Genomic DNA, 21,926 nt, shown 5'->3' with positions numbered 1-21,926 from the left:
CAACGATGGAAAACGTATACATAGTCGGTGTCGGCATGACCCCGTTCGGTCGCCACGCGGACAAGACCATCAAGCAGCTCACCGCCTGGGCCGTGGAAGATGCCCTCAAGGATGCCAGCTGCGACCGCAAGTGGATCCAGGTCGGGTTCTTCGGCAACTGCACCCAGGGCCATTTCGATGGCCAGCACATGATCCGCGGCCAGGTGGCACTGCTGCCGCTGGGACTGGAAGGCATCCCGCTGTTCAACATCGAAGGCGCCTGCGCCTCCTCCAGCCATGCGTTCAACCTGGCGGTCACCCAGCTGCGTGCCGGTGCCGCCGACATCGCACTGGCGGTGGGTGCGGAAAAGATGTTCTACAGCGACAAGTCGAAGATGTTCTCGGCCTTCGAATCGGCTTGGGATATCGAGACGTTCGAGGAAAACCAGCAGTACCTGGCCGCCATGGGCAAGGGCATCGTGCCGCCGCCAGGCTCGCAGTCGCCCAAGCCCTACAGCCCCTTCATGGACGTCTACGCCGCACTCGGCCGTGGCGGCCTGATGGAGCGCTTCGGCATCACCCAGCGGCAACTGGCGGCCGTGTCCTCGAAGAACCATGGCCACTCCGTGCACAACGAACGCTCCCAGTACCGCAATGCCATGAGCATCGAGGAAATCCTCGCCGCGCCACCGATCACCTACCCCATCACTCTGCCGATGTGCTCACCGATTTCCGATGGCGCCGCGGCGGCCATCCTCTGCACCGAATCGGCACTGGCGAAGTACGGCTTCGACAAGCGACGTGCGGTGAAGGTGCTGGCCAGCGTGGTGCGCTCGGCCTCGGCACGTGCCGCCGATGACTTCGACAAAGGTTGCACCTACCAGGCCGGCAAGGCGGCGTTCGAACAGGCTGGCATCAGCGCGCAGGAGGTCGACGTCGCCGAAGTGCATGACGCCACCGCCATCGGCGAGCTGCTTTCCATCGAGTCGCTGGGCCTGTGCGAACCCGGCATGAGCGGGGTCATGGCCGAACGTGGCGACAGCGCTCTGGGCGGCCGCTTGCCGGTCAACCCGTCGGGCGGTCTGGAGTCCAAGGGCCATCCGATTGGCGCCACGGGCATCGGCCAGATCTTCGAACTGGTCGAGCAGTTGCGTGGCAACTGCGGCAAGCGCCAGGTCGAAGGCGCGCGCATCGCCCTGCAAGGCAATGGCGGCGGCCTCTGGCGCGTGGAAGAAGCCACCGAACACGTCGGCATCTTTGCCCGGGCCTGATCTGTTTTGGAGAACGGCAACCGGGGGAACCCACGCAGTTCCCCCGCCGTTCTCCACCTATTACACTTTCTCAAGAGGACTCAAACCATGACTATTCGCTTCGATGACCGCGTTGCCATCATTACCGGCGCAGGCAACGGCCTGGGCCGCGTCCATGCCCTGCAACTGGCCGCTCGCGGCGCCAAGGTCGTGATCAACGACTTCGGTGGCAGCCGCGATGGCTCAGGCAGCTCCACCGAAGCCGCCCAGGCCGTGGTCGAGGAGATCCGTCAGGCCGGCGGCACCGCCATCGCCAACGGCGCCAACGTGGCCGACTACGAGCAGGTCCAGGCCTTGGTCAAGCAGACCGTCGAGGCCTTCGGGCGCGTCGACATCCTGATCAACAATGCGGGCATCCTGCGTGACAAGTCCTTCAGCAAGATGGACATGACCGATATCCAGGCCGTGATCAACGTCCACCTGATGGGCTCGATCCACTGCACCAAGGCGGTGTGGGACCTGATGCGCGAGCAGAACTACGGCCGCATCCTGATGACCACCTCCGCCGCCGGGATCTTCGGCAACTTCGGCCAGGCCAACTATGGCGCGGCGAAGATGGCGGTGCTGGGCCTGATGAACATGCTGGCGATCGAAGGCGTACGGAACAACATTCGCGTCAACACCCTGGCCCCGATGGCCGCCACCCGCATGACCGAAGACGTGATGTCGGCCGAGCTGCTCGCCGCCAGCCGTCCCGAGCAAGTCAGCCCGGGTGCCTTGCTGCTGGTCAGCGAAGAGGCACCGACCAAGCTGGTGCTCAGCGCCGGTGCCGGGGTCTTCTCGGCCCTGCGCATGGAAGAGACCACGCCAGTGTTCATCGGCGGTGCCGACCTGACGCCGGAAGCCATCCTCGCGCAAATGGACCGCATCACCGACTGGAGCAACACCAGCCCACGTACCGATGCCAACCAGCAAGTGCAGCTGTTCATCGAAACGGCGATGAAAGGCCTCAAAGGCCTCTGACACGCCTCGATTCGCGGCACTCATGTCCCCCCGCAAGTCGCTGGCTTGCGGGGTTTCGGGTTTCGCTCGGGCCCTGGTGGCTGCCCGGGCAACAGGAGGGACGACAATAATGACAAGAATGAACTTCGCCCGCACGATGGGTAATCTCGCTGTCCGTTTCGCCGACCGCGAGGCGCTGGTCAATATCGAGCGCCAGCGGCGCTACAGCTTCCGCGAACTGCATGCGCTCACCAATCGCATCGCCAACATGTTTCGTGAGCGTCTGGGCCTGGTGCGCGGTGATGTCTACCTGTGCATCCTCGACAACGACAGCCTGTCGCTGCTGCACGCCTGGACCGCCATGAAATGCGAGGCCGCTGGCGCCTATACCAATTTCCGCGACGCCCTTGAGGAACACCGTGGCCAGATCGCACTGATCCGTCCCAAGGTGGTGATCCTCGAAAACGCGCTGCTGGCGCGCTACTTCGACATGCTCCAGGCGCAAGGCATCCAGGTGGTCTGCATGGACCGGCCGGAGCAGCCCCGCGAGGGCTTGCTGTACTTCTGGGACCTGCTCGAAGGCGTGAGTGACGCCACCCCTGGCACGGTCCACGAAACCCAGGTCGACGTCGTGTCCTACCGCTTTACCGGTGGCACCACCGGCGCCAGCAAATGCGTGCCCTACACCCTGGACAACTGGCTGGCCCTGCGCGACTCCATGTACATGGAGAGCGAGCAACCCTACCAGCCGGACACCCGCTTCCTGCACATGGCACCCATCAGCCATGGCTCCGGGCTGGGCCTGTTGCCCACGCTGTTCCGGGGTGGCTGCACCGTGACCCAGAACGTGCCGGACCTGACGCAGTTGTGCCGCAACATCGCGGCCGAGCGCATCACCATGACGTTGCTGGTGCCGACCATGATCTATCGATTGCTGGAACTGCCGGCGGCCAGCGACCATGACCTGTCGTCGCTACGCACCCTGGCCTACGGCGCCGCGCCCATGAGCCCGGCCAAGTTGCGCCAGGCCCAGGCGCGCTTCGGCAATATCTTCATGCAGATCTATGGTGCGACCGAATGCCTGCATGCCGTGGCCATGCTCGGCAAGGCCGACCACCTCGATGCCAGCGACCAGCAGATTGGCAGCGCCGGGCGCATCGCCGCGGGGGCCGAGGTCGTCATCGTCGACGACCAGGGCAACCCCGTGGCACCGGGTGAGACCGGTGAGCTCTGGGTTCGCTCCCGTGGCACCGTCTCCGGGTACTTCAAGAACCCCGAGGCCAGCGCAGCCGAATTCGTCGACGGTTTCTGGAAGTCCGGCGACCTTTGCTACCTCGATGAGAAGGGCTTTCTGCACCTGGTCGACCGCAAGAAGGACATGATCATCACCGGCGGCTTCAACGTCTACGCGGTCGAAGTGGAGGCTGCCCTCAACGCCCATCCCGCCGTGTCCAATTCGGCCGTGGTGGGTGTCCCCCATGATGAATGGGGCGAAGCGCTGCATGCCGAGGTGGTGCTCAAGGCGGACCAGCAGGTCAGTGCCGATGCCTTGATCGAGTACGCCAAGGGCTGCCTGGGCCGCTTCAAGGTGCCCAAGTCGATCCTGTTCGTCGACGCCCTGCCCGTGAGCGTGGTCGGCAAAGTGTTGCGCCGCCAGGTGCGGGAGAAGTACTGGCAGGACAAGACGCGACGCGTGTCCTGAAGCCACAGGGTCCGCGGATCGGTACCAGCGACGGTGCGGGTCCGCAGGCCCGGTTGCCCCCGCCCTCCCCCCCGTTAAGGGAGGACGCCGCCACACACGACAGCAGGTCTACTAGGCGTTCGACCTTCGCCTGCGAGCCTTGCCATGACCTCTCAATTGCTCAACGAACGTGAACTGAACTTCCAGCTCTACGAACTCCTCGATACCGCGTCGCTGCTCGATCGCCCTCGCTACGCCGAGCACGACCGCGCCGTCTTCGACGCCACCTTGCACACCGCTCGTACCCTCGCTGCCAACTGTTTCGCCCCGCACAATCACAAGGGCGATACCCATGAACCCAGTTTCGATGGCCAGCAGGTCAACCTGATTCCCGAAACCAAGGTGGCCTGGGATGCCTTCGCCCAGGCCGGGTTCCTGGCCGCGCACCACGACGCCGACGACGGTGGACTGCAATTGCCGGAAGTCGTGCTGCGCGCCAGCATGGCCTACTTCAATGCGGCCAATATCGCCTCGGTGGCCTACTGCTTCCTGACCATCGGTGCCGCCAACCTGGTCAAGAGTTTCGCCTGCGATGCCCTGCGCCAGCGCTTCCTGCCCCCCATGCTCGATGGCCGCTTCAGCGGCACCATGGCCCTCACCGAACCTGGGCAGGGCTCGGCCCTTGGCGACCTGCGCACCAGCGCACGCCCCGCTGCAGACGGTAGCTACCGCCTGTTCGGCCAGAAAATGTTCATTTCCGGTGGCGACCACTCCCTGACCGACAACATCGTGCACCTGGTGCTGGCACGCCTTGAAGGTGCACCGGCTGGGGTGAAGGGTATTTCGCTGTTCCTGGTGCCCAAGTTCCTGGTCAACGCCGACGGCAGCCTGGGGCCGCGCAACGACGTGGCCCTGGCCGGCCTGCTGCACAAGCTGGGCTACCGCAACACGTCCTCCACCGTGCTCAACTTCGGCGAGCGCGAAGGCGCCGTCGGCTATCTGGTCGGCGAGGCCAACAAGGGCCTGGGCTACATGTTCCAGATGATGAACGAAGCGCGCATCGGCGTGGCCCTCGGCGCCTCGGCGCTGGCCTACAAGAGCTTTGTCCAGGCCTTGGCCTATGCCCGCGAACGCCCCCAGGGCCGCCTGCCGGGCAGCAAGGACCCGTTGTCCCCCCAGGTGCGCATCGTCGAGCACGCCGACGTGCGGCGCATGCTGCTTCAGCAGAAGGTCTACGCCGAAGGCAGCCTGGCGCTGTGCCTGTACGCCAGCAGCCTGTTCGAGGACAGCCATACAGCGCCGGATGAGACCGCACGGCGCAACGCTGGCGAACTGCTGGACCTGCTGATCCCCATGGTCAAGTCCTACCCGTCGCGCTACGGCGTGATCGCCTCCGACATCGGCATCCAGGTACTCGGGGGTTCCGGCTACATCCGCGAGTACCCGCAAGAGCAGAACTATCGCGACAACCGCCTGAACCCTATCCACGAGGGCACGGAAGGTATCCACGGCCTTGACCTGCTAGGCCGCAAGCTGCAACAGCACGCGGGCGCCGGCTACCGGCTGTTCCTCGACCAGGTGCGCAGCACACTGGCCGACGGCCGGCGCAATGAAGGCTGTGCGGCGCTCGCCGATGCCCTCGCCGCCGCCCTCGCCCCGTTGCAGGCGGCCAGTGAAAGCCTGCAGGACCAGGTCGCTGCCGACCCAAGCCTCGGCCTCAGCAACGCCACCGCCTACCTCGACCTGTTCGGTCGCGTGCTGGTGGGCTGGCTCTGGCTACGCATGGCACTGGTCGCCAACCAGGCGCTGGAGGCCGGGGCACAGGGCAGTGAAGCGGACTTCTACCAGGGCAAACTGCAGGCGGCACGCTACTTCATGGACTGGGAACTGGCGGCGGTCCAGGCGCAGGCCAACTTGCTGATTGCAGGCAACCGCCTCTGTTTCGACATGCAGGATCGCTGGTTCTGATCACCATGCCCCTCGGCACCGGGCCGAGGGGCACACAGGCAGTGAACGGATGACGGCTCAGGAGGCGGGTTGCGCCTCTGGCAGTTTCCAGCGTCCCTCGACAATGCTGGAGTCGGGCAGGTAGTAGCGCACCATGTAGTTCCAGCCCTGCATGATCGGCAGGCAGTTGGCGACCTGCGCCGTGCAGCCGCCAAAGCGTATGTCGATGCTGCCGTCCTCGCCCTGCTTCGCCGTCAGGCTGTTGAGGCTGTAGGCCTGCAAGGCGTTGGGTACGAAGTACCCCTGCGCGTTGTAGACACTGACAGACCAGAAAGCCCCCACCGGCACTTTGCCGACCGTCAGCCGATAGGGAGTGGCACCGTCGTTACGCACGGGGGTGACGATCTGGTAGAACGCGTCCTTCTCCGGGTTACCGCCCCAGGCGATGGCACTGCCGACCAGATGGCGCACCGGATCGACCTTTGCCTCCCTGCCAAACATGCCGCGCGAATCCGGCACGCCCTGGCCCAGCACCCGCAAGGCGGCCCTCAGGGCGTCCTGGCTGGGCTTGTCCCAGGCAGGCACCTCGAACTGCCCCGGCCCGGCGGGCTGGCTCGCGCCGATGCCATCCTGCAGGGCCCAGGCCTTGCTGACATCGGTGGGACTGGCAGGGTCCACCAGCGTGCGCACGCCGATCAGTACATAGCGCGTTCCGGCCGTTTTGCGGTCGAAGCGGTAAGTACCGGCGCCGTATTTCATGCCGAGCACTTCGTGGTTTTCATTGATGGCGGTGAGGGACATGTAACGCCGATCGGCATCGGGCAGCGTCACGGTCACGGGGCCGGCATCCAGGTCGAAGACAGCGGTGGAATACAGCGTGTCGCGGTTCGCCCGCACCACCGACTGGCGATCCACCGGCATCAGCTCGCGCATATGGCCGAACTTGCCCAGCCCGCCGCGCATGACCGTAGCGCTGAAGTAGCGGTCGGTTTCGGCACGAATGAAGGTATCGAGCGTGACGGGCACGGACCGGGGCGGCGCGACATCGGCCTGCGCGCTCAACGCCGGCGGGAAGTAGGTACCGCTCGAGACCTTGTCCTTGGCGCCGTAGTAGCGCAGCAGCAAGCGGTATTGCACACCGGCAACGGTTGGCAGCCAGTTGCCCTGGGGTGCGTCCTTGGGCTTTTGCGGCCCGAAGTACAACGTCAGCGAGCCGTCCTTGCCGTATTGCAGCGGAGAATGGCTGTTGAGCACGAAGCGATCGAGCGGGTTGGGCAGCACGCGGAAGGTCTTCGCGTCCGTCGCCGTCACCGACCAGTAGTACTCGACCTGTTTGTCTGGCAGTTGATCGGCAGTGAAGGTCAGCGTGTAGGTCCGCTCGCCGGACAGCGTTGCACCCTGCGCGTCCACTGCGGCGCGGTAGTAGTTCACCTCCGGTCGGGTGTTACCCCAGATACCGCCGTAGTTGACCAGGGTGCGGGTCAGGTAGTCACTCCCGTAGTTACCCGCCACGGCGGGGCGCACCCAACCGTTCACGAGGGTGCCTGGGCCAATTTTCGGCCCGGCCTTGGCCAGGTCGGCGAATGCCCGTGTCCGAATCACCTGGTCGATGCGGGCGCGCTCGGTCGGATCCGCCAGCCGGCTGGCGAGGGTGCGGACCTTGGCTTGCACCCCTTCCATGCCAGGGTTCAGATCGGGCTCCTGCAGGGCAACCTGAGCGACTTCGAAGGCTTCCACACCCGGCAACTGCCGTGGATCGAACAGCGGCGTGGCCGGCACGGTCGGCACGCTCGGCGTACCCATTGCTTTCATCGAGAACTGCTGCTGCAGCGCCTCGGCCTCTTTCCAGTCGCTACCCAGCTCCACACGCGAGAGCACGCGCGCGGTGCGAGCCGGCAGGTCGAGGCGCTGCACGCCTGCCGGCAAGGCTACGCTGGCGCCTTTGAGGCACACCGCAAAATCGCCGTTGGGATGGTCCGGGAAGTTTCGTTCGTTGATGTTGGCAAGCGTCTCGCCCCAGCCATTGAGGAACTGCACGGTGTAGTAGCGCGCCTTGATGGGCGGCACATGGACCAGGGTGCAACTGCCTTCGTCCAGCGCCACCCAGCCCTCGGAATAGACCACATCCAGGTTGGGGTTGGGCCACTCCACGGCGCCGGGCTTGCGGTGCACCAGTTGGTTCCAGCCCATCCCCTGCTGCTGATCGAGCTGCAACTGACGCAGGATCAGCAGTCGCCCAAGCAGGTAGATGTACGCATCGCTGATGTCCTGATCGGCGATGGACGTGGCCTGGAGCGGTGCCTCGGTGGTGGCTGCGCGGGCAGAGGGCACCTGCCAGGCAAGTACGGCGGCAGAGAGTGCAAGGGCACTGCCGGTCAGTGTGAAAAGAGGTAAACGCATCGTTGTTGTTCTCCGTTCGGATTTACCATCCGAAAGGTTATGCCGCCCCGGCGGCTTGCCCCCCCTCCCATTCGGGGGGCATGCGCCGAAGCAAGGTGGCCTAACCGAGCGAGGCCATGTCGATCACGAAGCGATACTTCACGTCATTGCGCGTCATGCGTTCGAATGCCTGGTTGATGTCCTGGATGCCAATCATCTCGCAGTCCGGCAACACCTCATGCTCCGCGCAGAACGCCAGCAGCGCCTGGGTCTGCTCCAGGCCGCCGATCAACGAGCCGGCAATCGCGCGGTTGTTGCGCGCCAGCAGCGCACCATGGATCGGCTCCAGGGGTTCCAGGGCCCCCACCAGCACCAGCGTGCCGTTGCGCCCCAGGAGCATCAGGTAGGGGTTGACGTTGTGCGTACGCGGAATGGTGTCGAGGATCAGGTCGAAACCGTTGGCCGCTGCGGCCATCGCCTGCGCATCGTTGGACAGCAGCACCTGGTGGGCGCCCAGCGCACGTGCATCGTCGGCCTTGCCCGGCGAGGTGGTGATCACCGTGACCTGCGCGCCCAGGGCGACCGCCAGCTTGACGGCCATGTGCCCAAGGCCCCCGAGACCAACCACCGCGACCCGGCTGCCCTGCCCCACCTGATACTGGCGCAAGGGCGACCAGACGGTAATGCCGGCGCACAGCAGCGGCCCGGCGTAGCGCATGTCCAATGCTTCGGGCACGCGCAACACGAACCGCTCGCGCACGACGATGTGCTGCGCGTAACCGCCATGGGTGATGTCGCCCGTCACCCGGTCGCGGCCGTTGTACGTGGGGGTGGTGCCGTGCTGGCAGTGCGGCTCCTGGCCGTCTTCGCAGGCCGCGCAGTGCTGGCAGCTGTCGACCAGGCAACCCACGGCCACACGGTCCCCCACCTTGTAGCGGCTCACGGCACTTCCCACCGCCGACACATGGCCGACGATCTCGTGTCCGGGCACGCAGGGAAACACGGTGCTGCCCCAGTCGTTGTGGGCAAAATGCATATCGGTATGGCAAACCCCGCAATAGGCGATGGTGATGGCCACATCGTCATCGCGCAGGGCGCGGCGTGCGATGCGCAGCGGGGTCAGGTCGGCGCGGGCTTCGGTGGCGCCGTAGCAGAGGCAATCGGTCATGCCGCTCACTCCTTTGGTTCAGATCGATGGGCGCAACCAGGGGGCTGGCGTGGTTTCTGGTGAGGCAATCTGGTTCGAGACCCATTTGCCCATGCGCCGCAGCGGCTCGATGGCATCCTGGGGCGCTGCGAACTTCATGGCCGCTGCATAACCGAGTGAAACGATGCGCTGGGCGCCATGGAGCGGCAGCACATCCTTGAGCTCGTCCTTGATGCTTTCCGGGTACACGCCCACGGTCTGGGTGTAGGCATCGACGGCGTCGAGCATGTCGTCGAGGCAGTCGACCGGCACCAGGTTGGCCGTGCGGTCGTCGAGCAGCGTCGAGAACGGTACTGCCTCGGGCAGTTGGGAACAGATGATCGCGCCCTCGCCGGACTGACCGCCGATGACCTTGTACCACTCGTCATCCAGGCGCAGCGCATCGACATGCGCCTTGAGGTTCTGGTCGTAGCGCTTGGGTGCGGTGCTGAGGCTGTTGGGCAAGCCCAGCATCGCGTCGTACACGTAGCGACCGAAGGTGTTCAGCTTCTCCAGACCCTGTTCGTCAGTACCCGACTGCACATAGACGGTACGGGCGCAGACACACCCCTTCTGGTTGATCGCCCCGATATCCGAAGCCAGGCGCACCGCCGCCTCGCGCATGTTCGCCTCGCTGTCGAAAACGCCCTGGCCGATGATGCTTGCACTGCGCTTGGGGTCCAGGGAGATCAGTTCGAGGCCCGGCTGAATGTAACGGGTGACATGCTTGATGGAGGCAAAACCGCCCCACGCGACGATCTTCTCCAGGTTCTGCGGCTGGTACAGGCGCTCCTCGAACGCCTGGTCACCGCCTTTCCAGTAGGCGACGCTGAGGTGGCGCGTGAGCGGATGGTCAGGCGCCATGTCGACCATGGTGCGGGCGATGGCCACCGCGGTGAACGGGTCGTTGGAGGGGGCTTTGATAATGGCGTCGCTGCGCAGCACCATGTTGCGGATGATGGTCCACAACGACAGCGCCACGGCATTGCCGGCGACGATGTGCAAGGTGCGCGCGCCAAAGCAGCGCACTTCCAGCTCGGTGCCATCGAGCAACGGCTGCTTGACCCAGCCCTCGAGGTACTTGATGCCCACCGAACTTTCCACCATCTCGCTGATCACGTCCCGCCGCAGCAGGTTCTGCAGGCCCATGTAGGAGGCCTTGACGATGGTCGGGGTGGTTGGCGCGGTCAGGTAGGAGAGCTCGCAGGCCTCCTGCAGGTAGGGGTTCTTGTCGAGTGTCAGGCGCTCACCGAGGGCAACGGCATAGTCGAGGATATCGTCGAAACTCAGCCGGTACAGGTCGGCCAGCTTCGTCGGGTTGCCCAACGGCAAGCGGTCGATGTAGCGGTTGGCATCGGGTGTGCGGAATGTCAGGTCGCCGCCCCGGCCACCGACTTCGATCAGGTTGTCGGTGATGACTTCGCCGCGCAGGATCATGGGTGCGATTGGATGGGACATGGCTCAAAGCTCCAGGGTATTGAGGAAGTCCATCGCCTCGCGATGGGATTGTTCGGAGGCGGCGCAGGTGATCTTGTCGTCGCCTCCGTGCTTGTCGCTGTAGCGCTGGATCGGCTCCGCCACATAGCGACTCGGCCGGCCACAGGCGCAGGGCTTGTCCCATTCGACGGTGATTTCGTCGCCTGTGATGAAGCCGCCCCAGCGCAGGTCGGCGCCCAGGTCGAAGAACGCTGCCCGCCCTGTCTGGCGGCCACTGCGCGGCAACGGCTCACCGCTTTGCGGGTCGAGCACGAAGGGAATTGCGGTGTGCGCGAAGTGGTAGTGGCCGTGCTCGCAGAGCGCATGCGAACCGCTGGGCGTTTCCGACATGGCATAGGTTTCGAAGATCTTTCGCGCACCGGTGAAGCGCAGCACCTCCTCGCGCCAGCCCTCAGGCTGAACCACGCCCTTGGCGCCACCGGTGGTGGCAATGAACGAATCGGGGTGGAACACCCCTTCCAGCCCCCGCTCCAGCCCCGCCTTGGCCATGTTGTGCAACAGGTTCCAGGTGCCGCCGATGTAGACCACCTTGCCCTTGAGGCGGGCGGTCATGTCGGCGAAGAAGTCAGCCAGGTAGCTGGGCATGTCGGCCTGCAACTGGTCGAAGTCTTTTTTCTTGGCCATCAGTTCGGGGCTGATCACCAGGCGGTCCAAGGTGCCCTTGGCATGGGCCGCGCGCACTTTGGCGCCCAGGTGCAGCACATCGCTGGACAGCGTGGCGGGATAGGCCGGGTGGAAATGGTCCAGGCTTGGCAGCACGGCCTTCATGATCGCCAGGTTGCCGCGCATGTGGCTGAGGTAGCCTTTGCGGTAGTAGGGGTACACCGAATGCATGTCCGGCACGGGTGATTGCGGGCCTTCCATGCGCCAGGCATACAGCCTTCGGACCTGCACCGCCTTTTCGAACTCGCGGTTGCTCAGCGGCAGGAACGACAAGGTGCCAGAGGTCCCGGAGGTATGGCTGATGCACAGTTGCGGCACCGCCTCGTCCATGGTTTCGAACCATTCGTCCAGGCCTTGGCAGCCGCTGACATCGGCCGCCTCGATGGCTTGGGCAGTCTCGGCGGTGACCAGCTTGCACAGCCACCGGTTGATCGCCGCGAAGTTGTTCTTCTCCAGCAACGACGGCGGATAGGACTTGAACACCGTGTGCTCGAACAGCAGCGGCACCAGGTCTTCGATCCGCTCGATCTTCTCGACGCTTTCGGCATCGGCGAGCTTCTTGAGTACCGGGATACTGTCACGCATCTGGGCAAAACGCCGTTGGGCAGCGGCGAGCTGCAAGGCGTCGATGTCTTCGCGCGGCAACTGGTTCCAGCGCTGGCAGGAGTGCTCGACCAACGCCACGGGATCGGTGAGCAGCAGCTCGACCTTGTCTTCGATTGTTCTTGTCATGTGCAGGGAAGCTCCTGGCTCTTACCCGTTTCGCCCATCGCGCGAAACGCCGGTTGTCCGGGGCTGGACAACCTTCTTGGCAAGGCCAGTGTAGGGGTAGAAAGGGCAAAATCATTTCCGAGTTCCACCCCTTCACTACAGATCACAACTAGCTGATTTAAAAGCACTTTTCATTAATCAGCGGCCCTTAGCAAGCACGTTACTCCGGCTCTTTGGTGGTCAGCAGCGCATGCAGCATGCGCGCGAGCAAACGCACCGTGTCGCGATCGAGCAGGTAGTGCGGGCGGTCGATCACCAACGCCCGTGGCAAGGCGGTCACGGCCTGGTAAGCCAGATAGCCGGCCTTCTCGCGGTCTGCGACCAGCACTTCGTCACTGAAGCGCTCCACCAGTGCCGGAATCACCATGGCCGTCCAGAAATGCTCCGGCTTGACGACCTCAAGGCGCACCAACTCGCCATAGAAGGCCGTCTTGATGCTCAGTTGCGAATCGAGTTGCAGCCAGCGGTGCAAGGCCGCCAGCCCTGTCACCAGGACCATCTCGATGCCGTCGTAGAGCGTGGCCGAGGCGGGTAGCGCGCGGATGTTGGCAATCACCTCCAACCGGGCCGTTGCGCGATAGTCGTCGAAGATGGCGGCGACCAGAGCGTCGATAGTGGGGAAGTATTCGTAGATGGAACTGGTCGCCACGCCCGAGCGGTCGCTGAGGTGGTAGATCGTCAACGCCTCCCGCCCCTCCCGCTCGAGGATGTCGCGGCCGGCTTTCTTGAGCGCGTCGACCAATGCGACCGAGCGCGCCTGCCTGGGCTGCTTGCGGGGCCTGGCAGGCAACGCCACATGCAGGACATTGTCCCGCACGGCGTGGTCGAGCGAGGGCTTCGCGACCCTGCCCTCGTGGTGAAGCGGCACCTCGCTGCGATGGCCCATTACACGCGGATCCTCACGGGGTGACGATATTGAAGTTCGGCACGAAGCTGCCGAGCATGCCGAGCAGTGCCGTGAAGCGGGAGGCATCGCCCTGCAGCTTGATGTCGCCTTGCTTGATCGCCGTGGCGAAGTCGAGTTCACGCAGGTTGATGCGGTCCAGTACCGCTTTGCTCATCTGCACTTGGACGTCCGGCTTGGCATGGCTGCTGTTCTCGCGGTAGGTGAGCACGCCGTTGCGCAGGGTCAGCGCAAAGCGCTGCTCAAGGTCATCGAAGTTCCAGTCCAGGGTCATGTCGTGCCCCTGGGCCTTGTCCGAATCCAGTCGCACGGCCAGCAGGTCGAGGAACATGGCGGGGGTGGCGGCGCGAACCAGATCGGCAACGGCCCTGTTCGACGGGGCGGGCGCACCGTTGCGCAATTCCATCGCGCCAACCAGGTACATGTTGCGCCAGGTCGCCGACTCGCTACGGTAGCCCAATTGCTCCAGGGCATCGGCCTGGGCATGGCGGGCGGCCTGGTTGTCGGGTTCGGCGAACACCAGGTGATTCCCCAGTTGCACGGCCCAACGGTAATCACCCTGCTGCATCGCCGTTTGCATCAGCTGCAAGACCTTGTCCGCGCCACCCAGTGCCTGCACGTACTGCTTGCCCGCCTGCTCAGGGGTCAGCGGATCGAGGTTCGCCGGGTTGCCATCGTAGAAGCCCAGGTAGCGCTGGTAGACGGCGCGGGTGTTGAAGCTCAGGGTGCCGTAGTAGCCGCGGGTATACCACTTCTGGTCAAGGTCGCCGGGCAGGCGCTTGACGGCATCGGCGATCTCCGCAGGCGTCAGGCCCTGGTTCAGCAGGTGCAGGGTACGGTCGTTGATGTACGCATACATGTCGCGCTGGTCGGCCAGCAGCGTTCGGATGTCGTTCGCCCCCCAGGTGGGCCAGCTGTGCTGGACGAACATCACCTCGGACTTGTCGCCGTAGCGCACCAGGCTGTCGTCGAGAAAGCGCGACCAGGCCTTGGCGTCACGCACCTCTGCACCGCGCGGGGTGAGGATGTTGTGCATCATCATCACGGCATTCTCCGCCATGCCCAGTGCCTTGAACTGGGGCAGGTAGAGGTTCATCTCCGAGGGTGCCTCGGTGCCTGGCGTCAGTTGGAACTCGACCTGCACCCCGGCAATGTCGTGGGTCTCCAGCGGCTTGGTGATCAGGTCGGTCGGGGCAATCAGGCTGATGGTGCCGCCGACTGGCACACCTTTGCCCAAGCCCGCGTCCAGTTGCCCGCGCTCGCCGCGCGGCAGGGTGCTGCCGCCTTGGTAGGTGCCACGGCGAAGCATCGCCGTACCGGCCAGGACGTTCTCGCTGATCGCATGCTCCATGAAACCGTCCGGTGCGTAGATCCGCACCTTGCCGGCCTTCACATCGGCCTCGTCGACCACCCCGCGCACGCCACCGAAGTGGTCGAGGTGGCTGTGGGAGTAGATGACCGCCACCACCGGCTTGCGTGGACGGTGCTGGTAATACAGCGTCAACGCTGCCTTGGCGGTCTCGGTGGCGAACAAGGGGTCGATGATGACCAGCCCGTCCTTGCCTTCGATGATCGTCATGTTCGCCAGGTCCAGGCCGCGCACCTGGTAAAGCCCTTCTGCCACCTGGTACAGGCCTGCGTTGGCATTGAGCTGGGCCATTCGCCACAGACTCGGGTTGACCGAGTCTGGCGCCTGGTCCTGCCTGAGGAAATCGTACTGGTGGGTGTTCCAGACCACCGTGCCCTGCGCGTTGAGCACCTCGCCTTCGAAGGCCGCCACCAGGCCGCGGCGAGCGGCGTCATACTCGCTGCGCTGCGCGAAGGGCAGTTGCTTGAGCACCGCCTGGTTGGCGTTGGTGGTATCAAGGCTGGCGGCCTTGGCAGCGTCAGCGGTTTCAGGCCCCTTGGCCATGGCCTGGACCGTGACCAGGGAGAGTGCGGCGAGCATGACAACAACAGAGGTTTGCATCGGAAGTTCCTTCAGTGTCAGAGGCTGCGGGCGATGATCAGCTTCTGGATGTGGCTGGTCCCTTCGTAGATCTTGGTCACGCGAACATCGCGGCAGTAACGCTCCACCGGGAAGTCATTGAGGTAGCCATAACCTCCATGGATCTGCAACGCACCGGAGCACACGTTCTCGGCCATCTCGCTGGCGAACAGCTTGGCCATGGAGGCTTCCTTGGCGCAGGGAACACCGGCTTCGCATAGACGCGCGGCATGGAGCATGAACTGCTGGGCGACTTCCAGCTCGGTGGCCATGTCGGCCAGGTCGAACGCCACGCCTTGCAGGTTGATGATCGGCGCGCCGTAGGCTTCGCGCTCCTTGGCGTAGCCGACCGCTGCTTCCAGTGCGGCGCGGGCGGTGCCGGTGGCGACCGCGGCGATCGCCACCCGCCCCTCGGACAGCGAGCCCATCACGTTGCGATAGCCTGCCCCCTCCTCGCCCAGCAGCTGATCGACCGGCACGCGGCACTGCTCCAGCTGGATCTGCGCCACATGCGCCGAGCACTGGCCCATCTTGTGCTCCACCCGGGCGACCACGTACCCGGGGTCCACGGTCGGATCGACCATCAACAGGCTGCAGCCCTTCTTGCCCGCCGCTTTGTCGGTCACCGCCAGCACCAGGCCCAGGCCGGCTTCACTGCCATTGGAAATGAACTGTTTGCTGCCATTGATGACGTAGTGATCGCCCTCACGCCGGGCGTGGGTACGAAAGGCCGCCGTGTCCGAGCCGGCATGAGGCTCGGAAAGCAGGAAGGCACCGATACGCTTGCCACTGGCAAGGTCAGGCAGGTACTTGCGCTTATGCGCCTCGGTTCCCAGGCGCGCGACGGTCATACCCACCGAATTGTGCACATGGATCAAGGTGGCGAAGCCTGCGTCGGCGGCCGCGAATGCCTCGATGGCCAGGCAATAGTCGACAAAGCTGGCCCCCGCGCCGCCGTACTGCTCTGGAATCAGCATGCCCAGGAAGCCCAGGGCCGCCACGGATTCCAGCTCGGCGCGCGGCCAGGCACCCGTTCGGTCGCGCTCGGCCGCTGTCGGCGCCACCACTTCAGCGGCAACCTTGCGCGCCGAATCGCGGATCAGGACTTGCTGCTCATTGAGAAACACTGCATGGGTATCGCTCATCACGCTTTCCTTATCTATCAGGTACACACCGGCCCGGCCTCATACGCAATGCGCGGTCGGGCTCTTGGGTTCAAGGGAAGTGGAGGGTTGCGCCGTCGTCACGGTGGCCGGCACAGGGCTGCCGGCTGCACCGACATCGCGCAGCAAAAAGTGCGACAGCGCCGGGATCAGCACCAGGGCACCGAGCATGTTCCAGAGGAACATGAAGGTCAGGAGGATGCCCATGTCAGCCTGGAACTTGATCGGCGAGAACGCCCAGGTGATCACCCCGGCGGCCAGGGTCACCCCCACCAGCGCCACCACCTTGCCGGTAAAGCGCAAGGCATGGCGGTAGGCCTCGCCCAGGGAGTCGCCCGCGCGCTGGCGGGCGAGCTGGATGCTCAGCAGGTACAGCGCATAGTCGACGCCGATGCCCACCCCCAGGGCAATCACCGGCAAGGTGGCGACCTTGACCCCGATGCCCAGTACCACCATCAGCGCCTCGCACAGCACCGAGGTGATCACCAGCGGCACCACGGCCACGACCACCGCGCGCCAACTGCGGAAGGTGATGAAGCACAGCACGATGACGGCCGCGTAGACATACAGGAGCATGGTGAAGTTGGCCTTTTTCACCACGATGTTGGTGGCCGCCTCGATCCCGGCGCTGCCGGCGGCCAACAGGAACTGACGGTCCGGGGTACTGTGGGCGCTGGCAAAATCCTCTGCCGCCTTCACCACCCGCTCCAGGGTTTCGGCTTTGTGGTCGGTCAGGTAGGCGACCACGGGCATCACCGAGCATTCGGTGTTGAACAGCTCCGGATTGCTGGTGCTGGCGGTACGCGCGGCATAGTTCAGGACGTCCTGGTTCGGCGGAATCGACATCCATTTCGGACTGCCTTCGTAGGAGCCCGCTGTGATCTTGCGTACGGCGTCGGCCAGGGACACCGTGGTCTGCACCCCCGGCACCTGCTTCAGGGCCCAGCCCAGGCGATCGGCCTCGACCAGGGTCTGGTACTCCAGGCAACCTTCGGGCTTGGTCTTGACGATGACCGCAAACTGATCGTTGGACAGCGAGTACTGGCGGGTGATGTAGGCGTTGTCCAGGTTGTAGCGCGAGTTCGGTCGCAGTTCGGAGGCGCCGGCATCCAGATCACCGATCTTCAGGTGCGTGCTGACGACGAAGCCGACCACCGTGAGCAGCGCCGACCCCACCAGCAGCAGCGTCGCCCAGCGGCGCTCGGTGAACCGCTCCAGCACGCGCCAGACGCCACCGGCCTTGCGTTGCTCGGCGCGCAAGCTGCGCTCGGCTGCGCGGTGGCTGACACCGGTATAGGACAACATCACCGGCAACAGGATCAGGTTGGTGATGACCAGCAGTGCCACGCCAATGGAAGCCGTGACAGCCAGGTCCTGGATCACCGGGATATCGATCAGCATCAGCACGCCAAAACCCACCACGTCGGCCACCAGGGCGGTGACCCCGGCCAGGAACAGACGGCGGAAGGTGTACCGGGCCGCGACCAGACGGTGGGTGCCACGGGCAACGTCCTGGAGGATGCCGTTCATCTTCTGCGCGCCATGGGACACGCCGATGGCGAACACCAGGAAGGGCACCAGGATCGAGTACGGGTCCAGTGCATAACCCAGACGCGCGATCAGGCCCAGTTGCCAGAGCACGGCGATGCAGGAGCACGCGAGCACCAGCACGGTGCTGCGCACGCATCGGGTCCAGGCGTAGATGATCAGCGCGGCAATCGCAGCGGCGACACTGAAGTAGAGAATCATCAGGCTCAGACCGTCGAGCAGGTCGCCCACTACCTTGGAGAAGCCGACGATGCGGATTTCAAGGTCTGCGCTGCCCTGCGGCCCGGCGTATTGCGCACGCAGGCTTTCCAGGTGCTTGGACAGTGCCCAGTAGTCCAGCGGCTGCCCGGTGCTGCTGTCCTTGTCCAGCAGCGGCACGAAAATCATGCTGGAACGGTAGTCGTTGCCCACCAGGCTGCCGAGCAGCTGAGCACGGCCGATGTTGCGGCGCAGCTGGTCGATGCTGTCCTGGGAGCCGCTGTAGTGGTCGGGCATCACCGGCCCACCGGTGAAGCCTTCCTCGGTGACCTCGTTCCAGCGTACCACCGGCATCCACAGCGACTTGACGTTGGCACGGTCCACACCGGGCGTCAGGAACAGTTCATCGTTGATCTGCTTGAGGGCTTGCAGGTAGGCCGGGTCGAAGATGTCCCCCGAGCGGTTCTCCACCACCACGCGCACCGCGTTGCCCAGGCCTTTGAGTTCGTCACGGTTGTCCAGGAAATTGCGGATGTAAGGCTGGTTGTGCGCAATGGTCTTCTCGAAGGCGGCATTGAGCGTCAGACGGGTGGCGTCCCAGCCCAGCAGCAGCGTGATCACGCCGCAGAGCAGGACCACCAGCAGCCGGTTGTTGAAGATCAGCCGCTCCAGGAGGCTGCCTGACTTCGGGTCGAACGCGTTCACGTCACTGATGACCCGCAGTTTTTCACTGAGGTTGTTGGCACCCATCACGGCTCTCCCAGGTTCTTGTTCCATTGCAGGTCTTGCACGCGCACGCCACCCAGGCCGGCCAGGGCTACTGCCCCGCCAGAGGTGGGCGCTACCGCAAAGTTGGGTGCCAGACGATCGACCTTGACCCGGCGAAAGCTTGCCCCACGGTCGGTGGAGCGCAGCACCTGGCCGGCCTGGCTGACCAGAACAAGGCTGCCGTCGTCGGTGACGGTTCCCCCGGTGATACCCGCGTCGATACCGGTGTCGACCTTGCTCCAGCGGGTGCCGCCGTCGAGGCTGCGCCAGACGTTGCCCCGCAGGCCGTAAACCAGCACCAGGCCCGCGTCCCCCAGCACGCCGAACAGCGTGCCCTCGTAGGGCAGCGCCCGGCGCTCGAAGCGCTGGCTGACGCGGTCCAGCGCCAGCACCAGGCCCTGCTCACCGACCATGAACAACGTGCCCCGCGCAGGGCGCAGGCTATAGAGGTGCATGGACCTGGGGTTGTCGACGCGATCGAGCCACGGTAGCCAACTCTTGCCGCCGTCCTCGGTACGCAGGATGAGGTTGAACGCACCGATGACGAAGCCGTTGCGCTCGTCCTCGAACCAGACATCGAGCAGGGGTTTGTCGGCGCCTTGGGCTGCGAACAATTCCGCGTCCTGCTTCAGCCGCTGGGCCTGGGGATCGTCAGGATTGGCGGGGTTGCCGTAGTGACGCATCAGCAGCGTGGCGATCTGCCGGCCATCGAGCTGCTTGCTCCAGGTCTGTCCACCATCGCGGCTGTGCAGCACCACCCCCTCATGCCCGACGGCCCAACCCTGGTTGGCACTGGGGAAGGACAACGCGGTGAGGTCCGAGCTGGACGGTACCTGGGCCTGGGACCAGGCCTGGCCGTCGTCGGAATACAGCACGTGCCCGCGCTGGCCGGCAGCGATCAGTCGCGTTCCAGCCCGCGCCAGGGCAGTGAGCGGTGCATCGAGTGCCAGCGCACTGGGCATCGCCGGTGTATCCATGGGTGCAATGAAGCCTTCCTGTGCCAACGCCTGCCCCGCCAGTAGCGCGAGCAGCAACGCCAGTTGCGGCCGAACGATTTTTCTGAACACCTTGCTTTCCTCGCATCCGTAGCGCCGTGGCGCACTTTGATAGCGGGAGCCCCGGTGAACCGGGGTTCCCCTTCACAGACCGGTAACGGCGGTGGTCACCGCTCAGAGCGTGGTCTTGAAGGTGAAATACACGGCACCGCGATCCTCCAGCAGCGCCTGGCTGCCGCTGGGCGTCAGGGCTGCGCCGTTGGCGGAGGTCGAGTAGTCGCCAAAATAGTCGACGTACTTGAGGTCGAAGCGATAGCGGCTGTAGAGGTCCAGCGCGATGCCGACCGCGTAGCTGCCCGCGTCCTTGTTGCCACCGGAGGACACCGCGGAGTTACCCGACAGGCCCTGCGAGTAGCTCAGCGGCATCGACAGGTCGCCGCCCGGGAAGACCTGGTACCAGACCGGCGTGAAGTTGACGGCCATGCCATAGGCATCGCGGGAGACTTCGTCGATATTGCTTGGGACAGCCTTGTAGGCAGATGCCCCCTTGAACAGGTTGAGCGGGTCGGAGTTGACCGACACCCAGCGGCTCCAGGTGAGTTCGGCAGACCAGCTGGCGCTGTCGAACAACGCGGTGGGGCTGACCGTGCCAATGGCGTTCAGCACGCCATGCAGGGTGTCGCCGCGGGCGCCGAGCACATCGCCATCGTCCGGCAACTGCGCCGCCGTCCTCACCCGCGCAGCGGAGCTGACCAGTGGCATGTTGTGGCGATAGTTGAGGTCTGCACCCACGCTGATGCCGGCGATCTGTTTCGACAGGCTGATGCCGTACATGTCGATGTCATCGGCATAGTTGAGGAAGTACTGCGGGCGTGCATTGGCCAGCAGGATGACCTGCGGCAAGGTGTCGGAGAACTGGCGCACATAGAAGCCCAGGGTTCCATCCAGCCACTCAGGGCTCCAGCGCGCCATGACGCCCCAGTCGCCAGACTCCTTCGGCTCGATATCATCGCCATGGATAGCGCGCAGTGTCGGGCTGAGGATGAAGGATTCACCGCCCTGCTGGTAGATGTCGGCGAGCCCGAGGTAGGTCCCGGCTTCCGGCAGACGCGAGGGGCGCCATTCGAAGAAGTACTGGGCGGCGAAAGAGAGCTCCGGAGTGGCCTGCAACTGCAGGGACAGCTGGTTGCGCGGCAGGTACAGCTCCTTGGCCTCGATCCCTGGCAGGGCCAGGGCCTTGCCCTGGTCCAGCGGTGCCTGGCCGTAGGCGATACCGTGGATGGCGCCGGCGCCCAGCAGGGACTCGCCCCAGTTCACCGTGTGCCGGCCCAGACGCGCCTTGAGGGGCATGCTGCCAAGGTCGTATTCGCCAAAGACGAAAGCGTCCATCCATTCACCGGATGGCCCCTGGTAATAGCGATCGGCGTAGCGACTCAGGCCCAGTGCCGGCGTACCGGAGGACGACAAATGGTTGGACGTGGCGACGCTGTCGTTGTCCAGGCCGCCGGCATACGCCGCGTCATACCACAATGCGGCGCTGGCACGGGCACCGTACTTGCCTTTGTAGATGATGTCGGACTCGGTGAGGATGTCGACACGGTTGTTGACCAGGCGGTGCTTGTCGAAGTTGCGGTCGCCATCGTCGTTGTTCGGGTTGGCGATGATCGCCGCATCCTGGCCTTCGGTGCGCATGCCGAGGTTGTAGCGCAAGGTGTTGTCCCAGCGCAGCTGGATGTCGCTGTTGCCGGTGTCGATCTCGACGGCATTGGCGCCGCCGCAGGCGATCGCGCACAAGCTGAGTGCTGTGGCGCGCAGTGCATGGGTGTTGGCTGGACGACAGTGACTCAATTTATTCTTGTTATTCATCTGGGTGTCTCTCCACCTCGGTTGAACCAGAACCCGGTGCCGACCTCCACCTGGTTCGCAGCACCTCAATCAGTGATCAAGTGGCCAAAGGGTGCCAGCAGCCCCCGTGTGTTCTCCCCCCCCTTCTTGAAGGGGGAGCCCC

14 protein-coding genes are annotated in these 21,926 nt (G+C 64.7%); 4 read left to right on the top strand and 10 right to left on the bottom strand.

Features of this window, described 5'->3' with window-relative positions:
* Positions 1 to 5: 5 nt before the first annotated feature.
* The 4 genes from ACIPZB_RS21480 (at position 6) to ACIPZB_RS21465 (ending at position 5,880) form a co-directional block, all read left to right on the top strand.
* A complete protein-coding gene (locus ACIPZB_RS21480) occupies positions 6 to 1,250 on the top strand; it encodes a thiolase family protein (RefSeq protein ID WP_400642542.1) in 1,245 nt (414 codons plus the stop codon).
* Between the two features lie 87 nt (positions 1,251 to 1,337).
* Positions 1,338 to 2,252, top strand: a complete 915-nt coding sequence (locus ACIPZB_RS21475; protein ID WP_400642541.1) for an SDR family NAD(P)-dependent oxidoreductase — start codon at positions 1,338 to 1,340, stop codon at positions 2,250 to 2,252.
* A gap of 109 nt (positions 2,253 to 2,361) precedes the next feature.
* On the top strand, positions 2,362 to 3,933 hold the full coding sequence (locus ACIPZB_RS21470) for a class I adenylate-forming enzyme family protein (protein ID WP_400642540.1): 1,572 nt from the start codon (positions 2,362 to 2,364) through the stop codon (positions 3,931 to 3,933).
* Between the two features lie 144 nt (positions 3,934 to 4,077).
* Entirely contained in the window at positions 4,078 to 5,880 is a 1,803-nt protein-coding gene (locus ACIPZB_RS21465) for an acyl-CoA dehydrogenase (RefSeq protein ID WP_400642539.1), read from the top strand.
* Between the two features lie 57 nt (positions 5,881 to 5,937).
* On the opposite strand, the gene ACIPZB_RS21460 is transcribed toward ACIPZB_RS21465, so the two are convergent.
* The 10 genes from ACIPZB_RS21460 to ACIPZB_RS21415 form a co-directional block, all read right to left on the bottom strand.
* Complete coding sequence (locus ACIPZB_RS21460) at positions 5,938 to 8,259, bottom strand: DUF1214 domain-containing protein (RefSeq protein WP_400642538.1); 2,322 nt, start codon at positions 8,257 to 8,259, stop codon at positions 5,938 to 5,940.
* A gap of 100 nt (positions 8,260 to 8,359) precedes the next feature.
* Positions 8,360 to 9,406: an NAD(P)-dependent alcohol dehydrogenase gene (locus tag ACIPZB_RS21455; protein ID WP_400642537.1), complete on the bottom strand. Its 1,047-nt coding sequence runs from the start codon at positions 9,404 to 9,406 to the stop codon at positions 8,360 to 8,362.
* A gap of 18 nt (positions 9,407 to 9,424) precedes the next feature.
* The gene (locus tag ACIPZB_RS21450; RefSeq protein WP_400642536.1) at positions 9,425 to 10,882 is read right to left on the bottom strand and encodes an acyl-CoA reductase; all 1,458 of its coding nucleotides are present in this window, start codon (positions 10,880 to 10,882) and stop codon (positions 9,425 to 9,427) included.
* A 3-nt stretch (positions 10,883 to 10,885) separates the two neighbouring features.
* Positions 10,886 to 12,316, bottom strand: coding sequence for a hypothetical protein (locus ACIPZB_RS21445; RefSeq protein WP_400642535.1), 1,431 nt, complete (start codon positions 12,314 to 12,316; stop codon positions 10,886 to 10,888).
* 199 nt (positions 12,317 to 12,515) lie between these two features.
* Positions 12,516 to 13,172: a TetR/AcrR family transcriptional regulator gene (locus ACIPZB_RS21440; RefSeq protein ID WP_400642534.1), complete on the bottom strand. Its 657-nt coding sequence runs from the start codon at positions 13,170 to 13,172 to the stop codon at positions 12,516 to 12,518.
* 82 nt (positions 13,173 to 13,254) lie between these two features.
* Positions 13,255 to 15,207, bottom strand: coding sequence for an alkyl/aryl-sulfatase (locus ACIPZB_RS21435; RefSeq protein WP_400642634.1), 1,953 nt, complete (start codon positions 15,205 to 15,207; stop codon positions 13,255 to 13,257).
* Between the two features lie 38 nt (positions 15,208 to 15,245).
* Positions 15,246 to 16,391, bottom strand: a complete 1,146-nt coding sequence (locus tag ACIPZB_RS21430; protein WP_400642533.1) for an acyl-CoA dehydrogenase family protein — start codon at positions 16,389 to 16,391, stop codon at positions 15,246 to 15,248.
* Positions 16,392 to 16,430: 39 nt separating this feature from the next.
* On the bottom strand, positions 16,431 to 18,905 hold the full coding sequence (locus tag ACIPZB_RS21425) for an RND family transporter (RefSeq protein ID WP_400642532.1): 2,475 nt from the start codon (positions 18,903 to 18,905) through the stop codon (positions 16,431 to 16,433).
* A complete protein-coding gene (locus tag ACIPZB_RS21420) occupies positions 18,905 to 19,990 on the bottom strand; it encodes a WD40/YVTN/BNR-like repeat-containing protein (RefSeq protein ID WP_400642531.1) in 1,086 nt (361 codons plus the stop codon). The genes ACIPZB_RS21425 and ACIPZB_RS21420 overlap by 1 nt, the downstream gene beginning before the upstream one ends.
* 102 nt (positions 19,991 to 20,092) lie before the next feature.
* Positions 20,093 to 21,784 carry a DUF1302 domain-containing protein gene (locus ACIPZB_RS21415; protein WP_400642530.1) on the bottom strand — a complete coding sequence of 564 codons (1,692 nt, stop codon included), beginning with the start codon at positions 21,782 to 21,784 and terminating at the stop codon, positions 20,093 to 20,095.
* Between the last annotated feature and the right edge of the window lie 142 nt (positions 21,785 to 21,926).

The sequence above is a fragment of the Pseudomonas sp. NPDC089396 genome (assembly GCF_044749545.1).
Lineage (GTDB): Bacteria > Pseudomonadota > Gammaproteobacteria > Pseudomonadales > Pseudomonadaceae > Aquipseudomonas.
This window is presented reverse-complemented; position numbering and strand designations above follow the sequence as displayed.